Origin of the sequence: Clostridium mobile (genome assembly GCF_018918285.1) — a bacterium.
GTDB classification, from domain to species: Bacteria; Bacillota; Clostridia; order Clostridiales; family Clostridiaceae; genus Clostridium_AW; species Clostridium_AW mobile.
Window position 1 is genome coordinate 406,587 of sequence record NZ_JAHLQF010000002.1, and the last position, 18,298, is coordinate 424,884.

At 28.9% G+C, this 18,298-nt stretch carries 11 protein-coding genes; 9 read left to right on the plus strand and 2 right to left on the minus strand.

The window, feature by feature from the left end; all coding sequences use genetic code 11:
• Nucleotides 1-28 precede the first annotated feature (28 nt).
• The 5 genes from KQI86_RS07975 (at nucleotide 29) to KQI86_RS07995 (ending at nucleotide 8,253) form a co-directional block, all read left to right on the plus strand.
• Nucleotides 29-688, plus strand: coding sequence for a hypothetical protein (locus KQI86_RS07975; protein WP_216438750.1), 660 nt, complete (start codon nucleotides 29-31; stop codon nucleotides 686-688).
• 752 nt (nucleotides 689-1,440) lie between these two features.
• Nucleotides 1,441-3,870 (plus strand): HD domain-containing protein, encoded by a 2,430-nt coding sequence (locus KQI86_RS07980; protein ID WP_216438751.1) that lies wholly within the window; start codon nucleotides 1,441-1,443, stop codon nucleotides 3,868-3,870.
• Nucleotides 3,871-4,310: 440 nt separating this feature from the next.
• The gene (locus KQI86_RS07985; protein WP_216438752.1) at nucleotides 4,311-5,768 is read left to right on the plus strand and encodes an aminoacyl-histidine dipeptidase; all 1,458 of its coding nucleotides are present in this window, start codon (nucleotides 4,311-4,313) and stop codon (nucleotides 5,766-5,768) included.
• Between the two features lie 225 nt (nucleotides 5,769-5,993).
• The gene (locus tag KQI86_RS07990) at nucleotides 5,994-7,913 is read left to right on the plus strand and encodes an OPT family oligopeptide transporter (RefSeq protein WP_216438753.1); all 1,920 of its coding nucleotides are present in this window, start codon (nucleotides 5,994-5,996) and stop codon (nucleotides 7,911-7,913) included.
• A complete protein-coding gene (locus tag KQI86_RS07995; RefSeq protein ID WP_216438754.1) occupies nucleotides 7,903-8,253 on the plus strand; it encodes a PqqD family protein in 351 nt (116 codons plus the stop codon). Before KQI86_RS07990 ends, KQI86_RS07995 begins: the two co-directional genes overlap by 11 nt.
• 113 nt (nucleotides 8,254-8,366) lie before the next feature.
• Here the strand turns inward: KQI86_RS07995 and KQI86_RS08000 are convergent, their stop codons facing one another.
• On the minus strand, nucleotides 8,367-8,786 hold the full coding sequence (locus KQI86_RS08000) for a MarR family winged helix-turn-helix transcriptional regulator (RefSeq protein WP_216438755.1): 420 nt from the start codon (nucleotides 8,784-8,786) through the stop codon (nucleotides 8,367-8,369).
• 10 nt (nucleotides 8,787-8,796) lie between these two features.
• Nucleotides 8,797-11,064 (minus strand): ATP-binding cassette domain-containing protein, encoded by a 2,268-nt coding sequence (locus KQI86_RS08005; protein ID WP_216438756.1) that lies wholly within the window; start codon nucleotides 11,062-11,064, stop codon nucleotides 8,797-8,799.
• Between the two features lie 767 nt (nucleotides 11,065-11,831).
• Between KQI86_RS08005 and KQI86_RS08010 the strand changes: the two genes are divergently transcribed.
• From KQI86_RS08010 to KQI86_RS08025, 4 genes are all read left to right on the plus strand, one after another.
• Nucleotides 11,832-13,841: an ATP-dependent nuclease gene (locus tag KQI86_RS08010; RefSeq protein ID WP_216438757.1), complete on the plus strand. Its 2,010-nt coding sequence runs from the start codon at nucleotides 11,832-11,834 to the stop codon at nucleotides 13,839-13,841.
• A gap of 340 nt (nucleotides 13,842-14,181) precedes the next feature.
• The gene (locus KQI86_RS08015) at nucleotides 14,182-15,021 is read left to right on the plus strand and encodes a pentapeptide repeat-containing protein (RefSeq protein ID WP_216438758.1); all 840 of its coding nucleotides are present in this window, start codon (nucleotides 14,182-14,184) and stop codon (nucleotides 15,019-15,021) included.
• 429 nt (nucleotides 15,022-15,450) lie between these two features.
• Nucleotides 15,451-16,962, plus strand: coding sequence for a DUF6883 domain-containing protein (locus KQI86_RS08020; protein WP_216438759.1), 1,512 nt, complete (start codon nucleotides 15,451-15,453; stop codon nucleotides 16,960-16,962).
• A gap of 718 nt (nucleotides 16,963-17,680) precedes the next feature.
• A complete protein-coding gene (locus KQI86_RS08025; protein WP_216438760.1) occupies nucleotides 17,681-18,217 on the plus strand; it encodes a UBA domain-containing protein in 537 nt (178 codons plus the stop codon).
• Nucleotides 18,218-18,298 lie beyond the last annotated feature (81 nt).

Consider the following 18,298-nt stretch of genomic DNA (forward strand, 5'->3'; position numbering starts at 1 on the left):
TGTATTCAATAAATCGGAGGTAATTATTATGAGTTCAATTAAAATTAATAAAACAATCTCCTATCCAATAAACTTAGCTGTTAATGAATATAAAACTAAAAACAATAATAAGAATATAGAAAAAAATTATGATGGTGAAGCTTATAAGGATACAAATGATTCAGTTATATCAAAGAATGCCGTAATAGGGTATGAGTTTTTGAGTCGTATTGAAGCTTCATTTGGGGATGATAACAAATTCCACTTGATGGAGAAATATACTTTAGAATACGAAAAAATTAAAGGTGAAATTGCTTCTGGTAAGTATGGAAACGATACAAAAAAATATATGACATTACTAGATAATGCATTTAAAGACTCATTGGAAAATGCTGCTAACATTCTAGGAAAAACACTAGAAAAAACAAATGTCAAAGATAATAGAATAAAGTTTTCAGGAACAAATTCAATTAAGTATCAAAAGCAGCATGATACAGCTACACTAATTGCTTGGATACTTAGAGTAGAGAATAAAAGAATTTCACAGGAAATAGAGATGTATAGGAAGAAAAAAAATCGCAGAAAGGTAGCTTCCCTAACTCAATTAAGAAATACTTATAACCATATAATAAACGATGTTTCTGATATAGCCGATAAGATAAGAAGTGATATTGATGATAATTATAGTAAAGACAAAATTAAAGAATGATTTAAAAAGCTTTGTAACAACTTCAGATCTTTTTATAATTACTTCCCGAGATATGAACAAAGTGCGAATAAGCAAGAAAGTTTAGAATTACACAAGGTGAACCGTACCATAAGTAAGTGAGGTTTTTACTAAAATTAGATAATTGAATATATGAGAGTGCTGATTGTGCCTCGCCTCCACCATACATATCCACGACCGCCTGTAGGTGGCTTAAATAGCTACTTACGGGTGGTCGTGGTTTTTTATTGCTACGGGTATCTCCACCAATCATGAATTTTAATTAGATCATAATGCAACAAGCTACATAAAATACAATTACTGTTTTTAAAATTCTTAGGTTCCTGGAGTTCATGGATTTTAATTTTACTGTATTTTATAGAATCTTTGAAGGCTTTATTTTATCGTGTAATATCATAAAAAAATTAACTGAGCTTTGTTACGGTTGTGTTATTTCTATAATGCAATTCAATTATTAATTCATTAGATAAAATAAAATTATAGTTATTTCATTAAAATGAAATATATAAATTATAACATAAGTCTGCTAAGAAGTATTATATAGCTGGCTAGAAATTTTGAAATATTTTCTAGAATTGCTTTGTTTTAAAGTGTATACTAATATTAGTAAAACTTTTTAAATTAAATTTTATATTTAAGATAAGTTTAGCTAACTTATTTATAGTTAAAAATTTTTAGCTTAAATTTAAAGAGTAAAATAATATTAAAGTTATCAGTGAACAAAGGAGCAAAAAATGGATCAAATTTATGAAAGTATTTTAATGAGTAAATTAAAAAATAATGTAATTTATAAAGAGTTAAAAAAGAAATGTTCAGATTTAGAATGTGGTCCTAAAGTACTTTCACTTGTACATGAAGTTGGCCAATATTCGATTTCTAAATATAAAACAGTAATCAAAAATATGCCAGAATTTACGTTGCATGATGAAGATCATATATTCAATATGCTTTTCATTATTGGAAAATTAATTCCTAAACAAACTTTAGAATTTATGTCTATTCCAGATTTGATGTTAACACTTTTATCTGTATTTTTGCATGATATTGGAATGTGCCCAGAAGAAAATCAAATTAAAGCTTGGAAAAACCAATTATCTAATGATGAAAAGCAAAATTATGAAGAAGAGATTGAAACTTATAAGAGATTTAGAATGACATATACTCAACAAATTGAAGAAATTGAAACTTTAAATAATGCTGGCGAGTATTCTAAAGCGCAATTGCTTGAAGATTTTATTGTAACTGAATATATAAGAATAACTCATGCTGATCGTGCTAGGAAAATTATTGCAAGTGATTGGCGAAATAAAATTATTTATAATGAAACAGATTTAACGGCTGAATTGGCAGAAGTTTGTTTTAGTCATAATGAGGATTACACCAACTTGTTAAACATGGAAACAATTAAAATATGCGATACAGATGTGTTTTGTTGCATTCCGTTTATTGCTGTTTTATTACGTTTGTCAGATATAATAGATTTTGATACTAAAAGAACTCCAAGTGTTTTATTTTCACATTTGACAGTAAGGAACCCTATTTCTCTTTCTGAATGGAGAAAACATCAAGCTGTAAAGTGTTGGTCTATAACTAGTAAAAAATTAGTTTTTACAGCAGAGTGTAGTCATCCAGCTATTGAAGCAACAATTCGTCAATTCTGTGATTTGATTGATAATGAATTAAGAAATTGTACTTTAATTTTATCTAATTTGAATAGTGATTATATTGAGGAAAATATATTAAACTATAAAATACCTTTGCCAGCAAGAGTTGATCGAAGAAAGATTGCAGCAATTAAAGATATTGTGACTGGGAAACCAATTTATAGATATAATGATACTAAATTTACACTAAGCAAGAGTCAAGTTATTGATTTGTTAATGGGTACAAAATTATATGGAAAACCTGATGTAGCATTAAGGGAATTAATACAAAATTCTATTGATGCCTGTTTATTAAGACAAAAACTTAGTCAAAGATGGGGAGAGACATATAAACCTGAAATTGAAGTGGAATTTTATAGTCAAAATGGACATGATTATCTTAAGGTAAAAGATAATGGTGTTGGAATGAATCAGCATATTATTGATAAATATTATACTAATATTGGATGTTCATATTATAAATCAAGAGAGTTTTATGAACTTATGGCAGATATTAAATCTCCATTTAAGCCAATATCAAGATTTGGAATTGGTATTCTTGCTTGCTTTATGGTTTGTGATAGTATAGAAGTAAATACACGACGTATTACAGGAAGATATCAATTTGATGAAGCACTGAAAATTGTTGTTGAGGGATATGAAAGTTTATTCTCTATTTCTGATAGTAATAGGATAGAACCTGGTACAGAGACAATTTTAAGATTAAGAAAATTACATCCTTGGGATCAAATGGATAAATATTCCTTCAAAAAATCTGTAAAGAGCTTAGTTCCATTGCCACCATTTAAAATTACTATTAAAGCGGAAGATGAGGAAACAATATGCGTACCTAACGATTTTGAAGAGTTAGATTTATCACTGCTACAAGATTATACATGGAAGAGAGATAGCTTTAGTGAAAAAGATAATATTAAAATTATTAATATTGATTTAAATTCATCAGAGTATAGTTTTAGAGGAAATGCATCAATAGCTTATATTGTAAGTAATGGTATTCCAGTAAATAAAGTGGAATTGGTATCTAAAGATGTTTTGGTTGATGGAGAATGTTATTCATTGGCGTATGATATCTCATATGGAACTAATGGTATAAATAAAAATTCCACCCAAATAGAAATAAATGAAAATGGAGAAATTGAATCTAATCACAGCTTTACTGTAATATCTAAATCTAAATCTGCTGTATCAATTCATGGAATAGATGTTCCATGTAGTCTATTTTCTGATTATACAAATTATGGACAGAAAGCTGTGTTAAAATTTCCATTTCCAATTATATTTAGACTTGACATTGGAGAAGGGAATGATTTGAATTTAAATTCAGCAAGAACTCAAATTATATATGATAATGTTTGGATGAACTTTGAAAAACAATTTTTTAAAGTTGTATGTTCTAAAATTAAAGGAAAAATGGATAGTGATAGTTGGGTAGAATTTAAAGTCATTATATATGAACAATTAAAAGATAAATTTCTAAAGAACATTATTGAGAGCTTATAATAAAAAAATTAAAATAGATGTTTTTTAAAGAATGAGTTTATTTTAAAATTTATAAATAAGTGTTTGAAATAGCCTAGAGTATAGAAAAATATTCTTGGCTGTTTTGCACATTTGAATAAGGAGCGATAAATTAAAGGATAGTAACTGATAGTGGATTTTAAAGGTCATGCTTCGCCTCCACCAATGAAATCCACAAATACATAATGACCGTATTGGAGAAGTCTGATACGGTTTTTTAATTTATCCGATTATTGATAAAGTGATATTATAAAGATGCAAGACTAAAGGTTTTAATGTTTAATTATATAGAAATATAAAAAATACATAAAATTATATATGTTGATTTTTATTTTAGTTTGTGTTAAATATACCTATAGGGATATTTACAATTTTTGGAATATTCCCGTAAAAAATATAAAATAAGAAGGGTGGTAATAACAGTGAAAGAAGTACTTAAAGATGTACAACCAGTTGAAGTATTTAAATACTTTGAAAAGCTATCACAGATTCCAAGAGGATCTGGAAATGAAAAAGGGATTAGCGACTATTTAGTATCCTTTGCTAAGGAGCATAATCTAGAATATGTTCAGGACTCCGCATTAAATGTTGTTATAAAAAAGAAAGCAACATCTGGATATGAAAACAGTCCTGCTATTGTTTTGCAAGGTCATATGGATATGGTGTGTGAAAAAAATATAGGTATAGAACATGATTTTACTAAGGATCCGTTAAAGTTAAGAATAATTAATGACATGATATATGCAACTGGTACAACTTTGGGAGCAGATAATGGAATTGCGGTTGCAATGGGACTAGCAATTTTGGATTCTAATGAATATCAACATCCGCCAATAGAATTACTTGTTACCACTTCAGAAGAGACAGGAATGGATGGAGCAATGGCATTAGAACCTAAAAATATAGAAGGAAGAACACTTATTAACATAGACTCCGAAGAAGAAGGTACGCTATTAGTGAGCTGTGCTGGTGGAGTTACAGTTAAAACAACAATTCCTGTAGCATTGGAAGCAATAGATACAAACCTTGTTCCATATATAATTAGAATAAGAGGCTTAAAAGGTGGACATTCTGGAATGGAAATAGATAAAGAAAGGGGTAACTCAAATAAATTAATGGGTCGTATACTTATGTCTATTTTATCTGAAATAGATTTTAGACTCAGTTCATTAAATGGTGGATCTAAGCACAATGCTATTCCACGTGAGACAGATGCTGTTATCTTAGTAAGAGCCGAGGATAAAGCTTTAGTTGAGCAAAAAATATCTGAGTGTGAAGAATTATTTAAAACTGAATTGAGAACACCAGATCCTGATGTAAGAGTAGAATTTGAAGTTTTACCTACCTTGCCTCAGGAAATGCTTTCAAAAGAATCAACTAATAATGTAGTTAACTACTTATACTTGGTTATAAATGGGGTAGCTTCCATGAACATGGATATTAAGGGTTTAGTAGAAAGCTCCTTGAATCTTGGAATAATTTTTACTCATAAAGATTCCGTAGAATTCATAAGCTCAATCAGAAGTTCCGTTAGAAGCTTAAAGAACGAATTATATAATAGATTGGCTGCAACAGCTAAACTGAATGGTGGAAGTGTTGTTGCCGAATCTGGTTACCCTGAATGGGCATATAATCCTGATTCAAAAATAAGAACAATTTTTGAAGATGTATATGAAAAAATATACAAAAAGAAACCTCATATAACTGCAATTCATGCTGGGCTTGAGTGCGGACTGTTTGCAGAAAAATTTGGTAAAATAGATGCTATTTCTTTTGGACCAAATCTATATGATGTTCACACTCCAAATGAACATATGAGTATTTCTTCAGTTCAGAGGACCTGGGAATACTTATTGGAAGTATTGAAGAATGTAAAATAAGACACATTTAAAAAATATCCGTCGATAATTGACTTGTTATTTATTTTAATGTGCCTAATTAAATGTTTGGACCAAAGATTTTAATCTTTGGTCCTTATAATTTATTATTCTAATTAGTAGCCTCATTGCAATTAAATAAGTAAAAAATTTATATTTAAAAATGGTATATTTTAATGGAAAATATATTATAAATAATATGTATATAATACATTAGGGGGATATATCATGGATAATAAGTTATCTAAATATGCATATGGTGGTGTAGCTGGTAAAGACTACGTACCTTACGTTTCTAGTGGTTCTAAATCTGGTGGAAACGTTGTCGTATTGATAATTGGTATCATTTTGTCTGCTTTGTTCGCAGCATCTACTGCCTATTCAGGTATGAAATCAGGTCTTACAGTTGCGGCTGGTATACCTGGTTCTATATTAGGCTCTGCTCTTATAGCTGTATTTTCTAAACAAAAAGGTATTTTGGGTAAAAACCTAATTCAAGGTATGTCAAGTGGTGCAGAATCTGTTGCTAGTGGTATAATATTTGTTTTACCAGCAATTCTATTAATAGGTTCTAAAGTTACTTTCTTAGAAGGTTTTGTTGTTGGTGTAGGTGGAGTTTTATTCGGTATAGGAATAGCTTCTCTTGTTCACAATTACTTAATGGTTGAAGAACACGGTAAATTAATGTACCCTGAGTCAATGGCTATAGCTGAAACACTTGTTGCTTCAGAAGGTGCTGGAGAATCAATGAAGTACATGGGAATAGGGTTTGGAATAGGCGGTATTATAACTGTTGTAACTAGCTCATTTTTAAATGTAGCTAACAACGTTATAAGTTATGTAAATGAAACCTTCTACAAGTGGAAATTTGAAGTTGAAGTCAGTCCCCTATTACTAGGTATAGGATATATAGTTGGTTTAGAGGTTTCTTTAACTATGTTTGCTGGTTCTATATTATCTAACTTCTGTATTATGCCTTTAATAGGTTACTTCGCTGAGCTTGCACAAGACGGTGCAGCTGTATGGAATGATCCTAATGTTGCTATAAACGCTATGCAGGTTAAACACATAGCTGGTAGTTATGTAAAATATATCGGTGCTGGAATAATGCTTTCTGGTGGTTTAATAGGTGCTATAAAGCTTATACCTACAATAGTATCTTCCATAAAAGAAACTATTAATGCTAAGTCTTCAAATAGTGGTAAGGGTTCATCTGCTGGAAACAGAATATTACTTGGTGGTATAGTAATATGTTTCATAGGTGGTTTCTTGATATCTGGTGGTAATATATTAATGGCAATAGCTGCTTCTATTTTATCATTATTCTTATCATTGCTATTTGTTATAGTTTCTGGTCGTTTAACTGGTACTATAGGAACTTCGAACCTTCCTGTATCTGGTATGACTATAGCTTCTATAGTTGTTGTAACATTATTATTCGTTGCAATGGGATGGAAAAATCCTGAAAGCAACAGATCATTACTTTTATTTGGTACATTTATAGTTACTGCTGTAGCTATGGCTGGTGGTTATTCTCAATCACAAAAAGTTACTTTCATAATAGGTGGCGACAAAAATGAAATGCAAAAATACTTTGCTATAGCTGGTATAGTTGGTGTTACAGTAGTTGTTGGTACTATATTATTACTTTCTGACCAACTTGTAATGACTGGTGATAACGTTCCATTTGCACTACCTCAAGCTAACTTAATGTCAACATTAACTGCTGGTATAATGTCAGGTAAATTACCTTGGGTTATGATAATTACTGGTGCTGTTATGGGAGTTGTTTTATTCTTATTAAACCTTCCTGTAATGACAGTTGCTATAGGATTCTATTTACCAATATCTACAACTTCTATAATACTAATAGGTGCATTAGTTCGTTTATTTGTAGAAAGAACTTGTAAATCTGAAAAAGAAAAAGAAGTTAAAGTTTCTAATGGTATAAGTTTATCATCTGGACTTGTTGCTGGTGGTTCTATAATAGGGCTTATAGGTATAGCACTTCAAGTAACAGGTGTTATAAAAGGAGCTGGACCAAGTGGATTCAGTGCTTCTAATGGAATGGCGTTTATAATATTAGTAGGTCTTATAATAGCTACTATAATACCTATAATGAACAGTAAGGTAAAAAATGTTGAATAATAACGAAGAAATCTTAAGTATAATATTTAAAATCTCTGATAGTTTAGAATATGAAGTAGATAAGGACAATATTGTGACAATACTTGAAAAACAAGATCACAAGATCCAAAACTTCTTTAGAAAATTTAAATTTAGAATTCCAGAATATAAGAGAATTTCTATAGATGAATATGGAAGTTATGTATTTTTGCAAATAAATGGCAAGAAAACTGTAAAAGATATTGGAGAAAATCTAGAAGCAAAGTATGGTGATAAAGCTCACCCACTTTATGAAAGATTATTGTTGTTCTTAAACCATATCGATGTTAATTGTCACTATATAGAAAAAACAAATTTCTAATACAAAAGATGGCACTACATTGTAGTTGCCATCTTTATTTATTTAACAAGCTCCATAGGCTATATTGGGAAATGACAACTTAAAAAGTTTAAGGTAGAAGAAAATAAAATTTATTACTCCTTTATATATGAATCAGTAATTTTTTTACAAAGTTTAAGGAAGCAATCTAATTCTTTTTCTGTCAATGTATTTTCAATTAAATCCATTATTTCATTTCTGAAATTTTCTGATCTTATGAGAAAATCTTTGCCCTCAGGAGTAAGCATGATGTCATAAGCTCTGCGATCTGTTTCACGTCGTTTTTGTATAATATAATTTTTCTCTAAAAGTCTTTTGGTAAGTTTGGACATTCCAGCTTGGGAAATGCCACGAATTTCTGCCAGCTCCTTTGTGGTTTTAGAGCCTTGCTTATCTAAGATATCCAATACGTTGTATTGAGCAGTTGTTACCCCTTCAATATTAAAGCGATTGATATTGCTGATAATCATGCATTGAAAGGGGATATAGTATTGTTCCAACTCTTTTTTACCCATAAAACTCTCCTTATTTTATATATTTCTTTAAATATTGTCCTGTTATAGAACACTCACAATTTATTAAATCTTTTGGTGTTCCTTCAAACATTATATTACCACCATTTTGTCCTGCATGAGGACCTAAATCAATAATCCAGTCCCCTTGACTAATCACATCTAGATTATGCTCTATGACAATTACTGTGCTACCTTGGTCAACAAGGCGATTTAAAGTTTTAAGAAGTTGTGATATATCGGACATATGAAGTCCTGTTGTAGGCTCATCCAACACATAAATATTTCCTCTACTCTCTAATTCAGAAGCAAGCTTCACTCTTTGAAGTTCACCGCCAGATAAAGTATTTAGTGGCTGACCAAGTGTAATATATGAGGCCCCTACATCTACAAGTCTCTTGAGAACAGCGGATATTTCTTTTTCATAGAAAAAAGTCAAGGCTTCATCAACGGTCATATTTAAAACTTCACTTATGTTTTTATCACGTAATTTGCAGTCTAATACTTCATCTGTGAAGCGTTTTCCTTGACATACCTCGCACACAGTTTCAATTGTGTCCATAAAAGCCAAATCTGTATAGGTTACCCCTAGACCTTTGCAGTTTGGGCACGCTCCTTTTGAATTGAAGCTAAATAAAGCAGGCTTTAGGTGATTTGCTTTTGAAAACAACTCTCTTATATTATCAAATATTCCTGTGAAAGTGGCAATATTTGATCTCTTTGAAGCTTGAATAGGTTTTTGGTCTATGAAAATTGTGTCAGGATAAAATTTTGGAAGAACTTGATTTATTAAAGTACTTTTCCCTGAACCTGCAACCCCAGTTACAACTGTCATAACGCCTTTTGGGATATTTACACTAATGTTTTTAAGGTTATGCAAATTTGCGTTTTTTAAAGTCAAATATCCAGTAGGGACTCTACAGTTTTCTTTAATCTTAGCATGGCTATATAAATATTTACCAGTGAGCGTATTGGAATGAGCTAGGCCTTCCAAAGTACCCTGATACATGATTTTACCGCCGTTAATACCAGCTTTTGGCCCTATGTCAATAATGTGATCAGCAATTTCTATAACATCGGGATCATGCTCCACAATTAAAACTGTATTTCCTTTGTTTCGCAACTGTTTTAAAAGCATATTGATTTTATTAACATCGTGAGGATGTAAACCAATACTTGGTTCATCAAATATATAAGTAAGATCCGTTAAACTGCTACCTAACTGACGAACCATCTTTATTCGCTGTGATTCACCGCCAGAAAGGGTGGAGGTTTCTCTACTTAAAGTTAAATAACCTAGACCTATGGATACTAAATGTTTTAAGTGGTCTGAAATTGCTTCAACTATAGTGGCAGCTTTAGGCTCATGAATGGTATGGATAAAATCAAGTAAGTCTGTTATTTGCATCGCAACACAATCAGATATATTTTTATTATTTATTTTACATTCTAAAACATCTTGTGTTAATCTGACTCCATTGCAGACAGGGCATGTTTCGTTAGTGATAATTTTAACTATTTCATTTTTATATTTAAGGGATTCACCGCCTTCTTTTTTAAGAAAGCTTCTCTCAATTCGAGGAATGAGTCCTTCGTAAAGAGAAGTTTTTGGCCATTCTGGGTCAGAAGTGGTTACTTTAATATCGGATTTATACAAAAGCAACTCCAATTCTTCCTCTGTAAAATCTTTAATTTTCTTATCATTATCAAAAAATCCTGAATGAATATATCTTTTCAATCTCCAACCTCCCGGTTCAAAGGTAGGAAATAAAATTGCACTTTCATTAAGGGACTTATTTTTATCCAACAATTTATCGATGCTTATCATATCTATTTTTCCAAGCCCCTCACACTTAGGGCACATCCCTTGAGGATTATTAAAGGAAAAAACATCGGAATAACCCACAAAAGGTTTCCCTATACGAGAAAATAATAATCTTAGCAATGAATATATATCCGTAATAGTTGCAACTGTTGACCTTGAGTTTCCCCCGATACGTTTTTGGTCAATAATAATTGCTACAGATAAGTTTTCAATAGCATCCACATTTGGCTGCCCATAGTGAGGCAAACGATGGCGGATGAAACTGGAATAAGTCTCATTTAATTGCCTTTGTGATTCTGCCGCTATGGTATCAAACACCAAAGATGATTTTCCCGAACCTGAAACACCTGTAAAAACAGTTATTTTCTTTTTAGGAATTTTCACATTTAGATTTTTAAGATTCTTTTCTCTAGCTCCTATAACATGTATATATTCTTCAATATCTTCACTACTCATAAAATCACCTCTAAAAAATTATCTTAAGTAAAATGGATTACCTAGTTAATATATAACTAGGTTAAGTATATTTTACTTCTTTTTTTATACAAGTTCAACTAATAATCAAGTGATTCTTAGCTTCAGATGGAGTTTGCTTAAAAAGAATACTTACTCCAACTGAAGCTTAGAAGAACTTATCCAGGGACGTAGCATCCGTTATGCACAGCAAAGAACTGTGAATCGCTTTCACAGAGTGCGATGGGAGTATTACGGATGATAGTCAACAGATAAATTTATAAACGAATCCAAACGACATATTTTTAAATATTGTCGTCCTTAATTGGTTCTATATTTACATAACTTCCAAAATTTGAAGGAAATTAAGTTTGTTTGTAGAATAATGGAATTGTAAGGGAATTATAAAATGGAAATATAAATAAAATGATAAATCCAATACTAAATAAAAGTTATTAGTTTTGAGAAAGTTATTTAAGTGAGCACAGTATAAATAGGTGTAATTTGCCTATCCAGTATTTTTTCGAAAGTTTGAAAGTGTTCTTATCATTGGATTATTTTATCATAGTGATAGATGTTTAGATATATTAATAAAAGAGTTACTCTGAAAATCGATAATAATTTCTTGAAATATTTAAGTATGAAAGAAAGGGTATATGCAAATTATGCGTTATCTTTGCACATTAAAAAACGTTAGAGCAAATGCACTAAATTAATATTAATATGTGGTGTAGTTGAAAAAGTATAATTATAAATGGAGGTTGAATATTATGCATATAAGCAAAATAAGGATAAGGAATTATAAGTCTTTTTTAGACTCTGGAGAGATTGTTATAGATAAAAGTTTGTTTGCGTTAATAGGGCAAAATAACACTGGAAAGTCGGCTGTTTTAGATGCTATACAGTGTATATTTCCAAGTACTAAGAAAAGTATTTGTATTTCAGATTTTCATAAGGGAAGTACTAACGACGTACAAATAGAGATATGGTTTGATGAAGTAACAGACAAGTATATAGAGGAAACTATTTTTGTAGATAAAATTTTTAAGCAGATAGAAAGAGTAGAAGAATTGAAAAAAGGATTAGATGAAAGATTTTCAGAAGGCACCAAGAAAAACTTAGAAAAACAAATTTTAAAGATAGATGAAATAAGGAGAGAAAATCTAGAATCTAATATGAATAAATATAAGATAAATGAAAATAAAATGTATATAAAATTAGTTGCTAAACATGGAAAAAATATTAGCACAAAATTTTATGTTGATGGAGAAATTGAGGTTAAAGAGACAGACTTAAAGCAAATACTGCCTCAAGTCAAGGTTATACCAGCCATAAGGGATCCTAAGAATGAGAGCACAGCAGGAGCAAATTCATATTTAAAAGAGTTAATTCAAATGTTAGATGATGAGATTCAAACTAATATAGTGATAGAAGGAAATAGCATATCATATAAAGAATTAAATTCAGTCATTGCTGAGGAAACTAAAAATAGATGTAAGTCATTAGGTGAAAAGATAACAGAATTTTATAATAAGGCAATAGGAACTAATGATTATAAAGTTATTATTGATTCAGATGTAAATATTTCAAAAGGAACAACATATAACACAAAAATAAAAGATATAAATACGGGAATAGAAAGCGATATTCTTAATTGCGGGACAGGCTATCAGAGTATGATAATACTATCCATATTGGAAGCCTATGTAAAGGTATCAAGCAAAAAATCTAAATACATATTATTAATAGAAGAGCCTGAAGTGTATTTACATCCATTATTACAACGAAAGATGATAGACACTCTAATTATTATATCACAAAGCAATCAAGTTATATTTACATCACATTCGCCCATAACAGTAAGCAAGTTGGAGAAAAGACAAGTTAAGTTAGTTAAAAAAATATCAGGTAGTGCAACGATAGAAGATGTAGTTCCTAAGTTAGTTATCGATGAATTAGGTATAAAAGCAGACGATATAATTGCAAATAAGGGAATTATATTTGTTGAAGGAAAGGATGACAAGAGGATATTTGATATATTATTAGATAAAATTGAAGAAGGATTAAGTAGTAAAATAAATGTTTTAGATGTGGGAAGTTGTGATAACCTAAAATTTTATGCTAATGCAGAGGTGTTAATTAATAGTAGATTTAATGTTCCTACATTGATAGTTAGAGATTCAGATACAAAAGAACAAGAAGTCAGAAGGGAAACGTTTATAGCTGAAATATTAAATAACAGAAAAGAAATTGGAGATGAGATAAAAGAAAAAATAAGAAAAAGTGTTAGAGTTACAGATCAATACTCAATAGAAGGATATTTTATTGATGAGGAGCTATTAAAGTGTGTTCTAGAATGCAAATTAGATGATTTAAAAGATGCTGTTAAATGTTATGAATGCCAGTATAAACATTATTCACAAGAAGTCTATGCTGGGAGGGAAAAGGGAAACATACTATCTAGCTGGTATCAACCTAAATATTTTTTAGAGAAGTTTCTAGATAAGTTTAATGTTACTCAAAAAGCACTAATAGAAGAACATAATAAACGATATAAAAAACAGTGGTTAAGTTTTGCTAAGTGCGAACAATGTGTTGAAAGAAAAATTGAAAATTTTTTTGAAATTAGAGAATCAATTAATTCTTATAGCAAAGGATTAAAGTTAAAAGGTAAGGATTTAATGGTAGAGTGTATAAATGAAAAAGATTTAAATGAACTTAAGAAAAGCAAATTAGCAGGTATTATTGGCATGTTGGAAGAATTTAATAATAGTTTATAAGTTAATTTTATATAATGATATAATTGTTTGAAAATAGATTGGAATTTCTGGATTATATATTTTGTTTCCTGAATAGTCATTATGATAATTTACAATAAGAAGTTTGCTTATTGATATAAACTTTATATGCTATATGTACTTTAAATGCAAGGGTGGAAGTAACTTGAAAATACATATTAAAATAAACATAGTTTTTCTGAAAAAATAAACATGTGATTTTATCTCGTAAGAATATGCCGTAGATATTAATAAGTAGTTAGGATTAATTGTATACTTTAGAATATCTCGCAATAAGGATTTAAAATTAATTTATTCGAGAATATAAGAGAGGTAATACAAGATGGAAAAAGAATCTAAAGATAAAAAAATAAATGATATAAGAATAATGATATTGGGTTTAATATTTTATTTAATAATAACAGTTATAGTTACTTTAATTTTTGATAAAGTACCAATTCTATTTAACATAAGTTTATATGGTAAAGATTCATTTTGGGAAGATTTAATTGTAAGTATGCATAGCTCACTTATTGATTTTCTATTTTTAGGTATAATAATTTATCATTTTACAAATAAGTTAGAGGAAAAAAGAAAAGTACAAAGTTACCATGATAATATTGATGATGTAAGATTTTGGTTTGAAAAAGAAGCTACTAGTAAATTAATAGCTAATATAAAACGGTTAAATGAAAAAGGATATAATAGAATAAATCTAACAAGATGTTTCTTGAAAGGTGCCTACTTAAAAGACGTAAATTTAATAGACTCTCCGGTAATGGGAGCAAATTTTGAAGAAACAAATTTAAGAAATTCTATACTTGATGGATCTGACTTTAAAGGAGTAAGTTTCAAACGAGCTAAGTGTGAAGGGGCTCGAATAATTAATGGCAGACTTAGGAATATAAAGTGTTATGAATCAGATTTTCAAGGCGTAGATTTTACAGGATGCGATTTTATGAATTCAGAACTAGTTAATTCTAATTTTAAAAATGCTTTTTTTAAAAATGCAAATTTAAAAGGAGTTAAATATGACAACTCAAATTTTGAAAGAGCTAATTTCTTAGGAGCAAAAAATATAGATATAGAAAGTATTTTAAAATGTAAAACCCTAAAATATGCTAAATTGGATCGAACTGTTGAATTAGAAATTGAGTCAATTAAACCTGATTTATTTAAATGAAAAAATCCTACTAGCCTTAAGGAACTAATCTAATTCCCTAAGGCTAGCAGGACTCTAACCTGCAATCTCCTATTAATAAAATAATAAGTATTTAAGTTATATACCATACTATTTTAATAATAGGCGCTCTAAACCCTGAGCCATAGCCGTAATTTAATTATAACTTAGAAATATAATTTAAGTCAATAACACTTATTTATCATTTGCATCAATTTTTCTGAAAATTTATTTAAAAAATATGATTACGATATTAAATTTAATTTTAAAATATAAAATCTAGTTATTATATGAGGATTTTAAAATGTTTAAAATTAGAGAAATGAAAGGAAACAGGTATCTAGTATTACGAATACTTACTAACTCAAGTAGATTAATATAGAAATTTAAATATAATAATGACATTAGAAACAAAACAATGGAGGAAATAATATGAGCGAACATGCAAACGTGTTTGTGGCAATATTTAAATTGCCGATAAAAAGAACACATGAACATTGGAATGAAATATCAAAAGTATTATATAAATATTCAACTAAAAGTCAAATAGAAATAAGGATATTTCACGGAAATTTGTTATTACATCGTTTAGCATCTCCAATTTCTCAAATAAATATGGAAAATAAAATTTTTCAATGCACATATTCACTTAATCATAATTTACTATCTTTGCTATCATGGGAACTATATGATTCCTTATGTAGCCAGTATAATACTTTTAATGAAGAATTTCATCCAATATCCTTTGCTAACGAAAATATGTATATTATATCAATGACCAACTTGAGTGAACAATGTGTAAAATTCATTGATAGATTACTTAAAAAACTAGATACTTATATGGGAATTGCAAAATGTGACTTGGGTCATCCATTGCATCTACAGTTATTTATTGAAGATTTATATGATAATTTTTTCATTAAAAAAAATTTGGTTTATTATCGAAATAACGAAGGAGATCCAGAAGCTTCATATCCGTTTTGGGTTCATAATACAGAGTTTGCAACAAAAGCAATTGATTCATGGGAATATAACAGTGTAGCACCCAAAATTAAAAATGAAGTGATTTCAGAAAGAGGTAAGTCATTTAACTCACTATGCAAACAAATAAATGGAAATCATAGTGATGAAATTGTTAAAAAACTATTTGAACAGTTCTTTATGAAAAAAGAAGTAAATATTGATTTCACTTATAATGTTAATAAAAGTTTTAGCTTTAGAAATGTAATTATACCTAAGAGTAAATTAGTTGATTATAGTTTAAACAAAAAACATCCTACTGGGAGACATAAGGCAAAATTATTTGAAAATTTATTAAGTATTACAGCTGATGATTGGAAATATTTATCTTCGCAAATATTAGAAGGATTATTGAGCGGAGAGGTAAGAAAGGTTAGAACTACAGAATATGGAGTACAATATCATATAGATATACAAGTCAGTGGTTTAAATAACAATATTAAAACAGTACGTACTGCATGGATATCAAGGAAAAACTCAAATGACTCATCAGTATCACTAACATCAGCATATATTGCAGATAGAAAAGATCAATTAGATGATCAATCATTAGAAGTATTATATATTAGGAATAAATATATAAATAAAGATATTTATTATAAAGAATTATATGAATTAGCTAATAAGAAAGGAATTGAAAAGTATAATTCATGTATTCCCGATCCAGTATATATTGATGGAATTAAGGAGCCAATGATTGAAGGCTTATGTGGCAATGCATACGTGGTAGTAGATGGGAAAAGTGGTTTTTCAAGATGGCTTAAGAAGAATAAAATAGGATTTAAAGGATATAAAAAAGGCTACGAAATACCATGTTCTATAAGTTCTATGTCTTATGATAGAGCAATTGCATATGCCGAGGCTTTTTCAAAAGTATTATTTCAGAACGAAATAAATAGTCATATAAGAAAAGAACTTGATTAAAATATATTTAACATGATAATAAAAACAAGTTTAAATGTAAACAAAGAGACAATTATTTAGATATGTAAATTGCATTTCTTTGAATAGTTTTGTGGATAATTTTTTATAAAAATACATAGTAATGTTAGTGATTCTAGAATACTCTAATAATTATTTTACGACCAAATAAATAAATTAGTTTGTCGGTTCACGATATTATAAACATTATTGAAAGGCATTGAGGTTTAAGTTATGTATTTCCAACAGGGTCATTAATAGATGCAGATTTTATCATAATTTAAAAATTAGCTTTATCTATATTGGTTTAGAGAAATAAAAATGTAAACATTGCTAGGTACATAAATAAAAATCCATTAATATTGCCATTATTCAAAGTGAATAAACTCTAACTCCAACAAAATAAATTTATAACCAACCCCAAACGACAGACATAAAAACTCTGTCGTTTTTTATGTTTAAACTACTTTAAATATATAAAATGACGTATCTTACATTAATAGGTAGGGAAGACCTAGATAAATCCTATTAAATACAGAAAAACTGAGTATTTAAATAGTAAGTTGATTTTAACAGATGCTGATGTAAAATAAATAAAAGGAATCTTACTAGAAATATTAAATTTTAATCTAATTTTAATCTTTCTTATATTTTAGATTAATCTTCTAAAAGTATTATATAACCATGATGAATGATTAAAAAATACATGGAGGTAAATCTAATGGAAAGAAATGAAATGATTGAAATTATAATTGCAAAGGCTAATGTAACTCGTGAAGAAGCAATAGATGCATTAGAAAAATGCAATTGGGATGTTGTAGATTCTATTATATATTTAGAGAGAAGCGGAAAAGTAGAAAATAATGAAGTTACTACAATAGTTGAAGTTAAAGAAGAAGAGCAAGATAAAAAGGAAGATAGTAAAAAGCATGAAGAAAGATATGGTGGAATTGGAGAAATTATTGGTAAAATATTTAAATTTATAGGTATGTTTATAAAAAAGGGAAGTGAGAATTTTTTCGAGATTAAAAAAGAAAATGAAAAGCCAATAAGGGTATCATTAACAATATCAATACTTTTATTAATATTCTTATCTGTACCAACTATAGCATTATTAGTAATAGGATTATTCTGTGGATATAAATATTCATTATCTGGTTCTCATAACAATTATAATGGGGTAAATAATGTCTTTGAAAAAGTATCAGAATCAGCAGATACTATTAAAAAAGATTTTAAGGAAGGCTATGAAAAATAATATATAGTATAGTAAAGAGATTTTGAAAATATTCAAGATCTCTTTATTTTTAAAGTTATATAAAGTCATGATAAAAGTCAT

Coding starts and splice junctions, on each gene's coding strand:
- KQI86_RS07975 (WP_216438750.1), top strand. CDS start 29: ATGAGTTCAATTAAAATTAATAAAACAATCTCCTATCCAATAAACTTA.
- KQI86_RS07980 (WP_216438751.1), top strand. CDS start 1,441: ATGGATCAAATTTATGAAAGTATTTTAATGAGTAAATTAAAAAATAAT.
- KQI86_RS07990 (WP_216438753.1), top strand. CDS start 5,994: ATGGATAATAAGTTATCTAAATATGCATATGGTGGTGTAGCTGGTAAA.
- KQI86_RS07995 (WP_216438754.1), top strand. CDS start 7,903: ATGTTGAATAATAACGAAGAAATCTTAAGTATAATATTTAAAATCTCT.
- KQI86_RS08000 (WP_216438755.1), bottom strand. CDS start 8,786: ATGGGTAAAAAAGAGTTGGAACAATACTATATCCCCTTTCAATGCATG.
- KQI86_RS08005 (WP_216438756.1), bottom strand. CDS start 11,064: ATGAGTAGTGAAGATATTGAAGAATATATACATGTTATAGGAGCTAGA.
- KQI86_RS08010 (WP_216438757.1), top strand. CDS start 11,832: ATGCATATAAGCAAAATAAGGATAAGGAATTATAAGTCTTTTTTAGAC.
- KQI86_RS08015 (WP_216438758.1), top strand. CDS start 14,182: ATGGAAAAAGAATCTAAAGATAAAAAAATAAATGATATAAGAATAATG.
- KQI86_RS08020 (WP_216438759.1), top strand. CDS start 15,451: ATGAGCGAACATGCAAACGTGTTTGTGGCAATATTTAAATTGCCGATA.
- KQI86_RS08025 (WP_216438760.1), top strand. CDS start 17,681: ATGGAAAGAAATGAAATGATTGAAATTATAATTGCAAAGGCTAATGTA.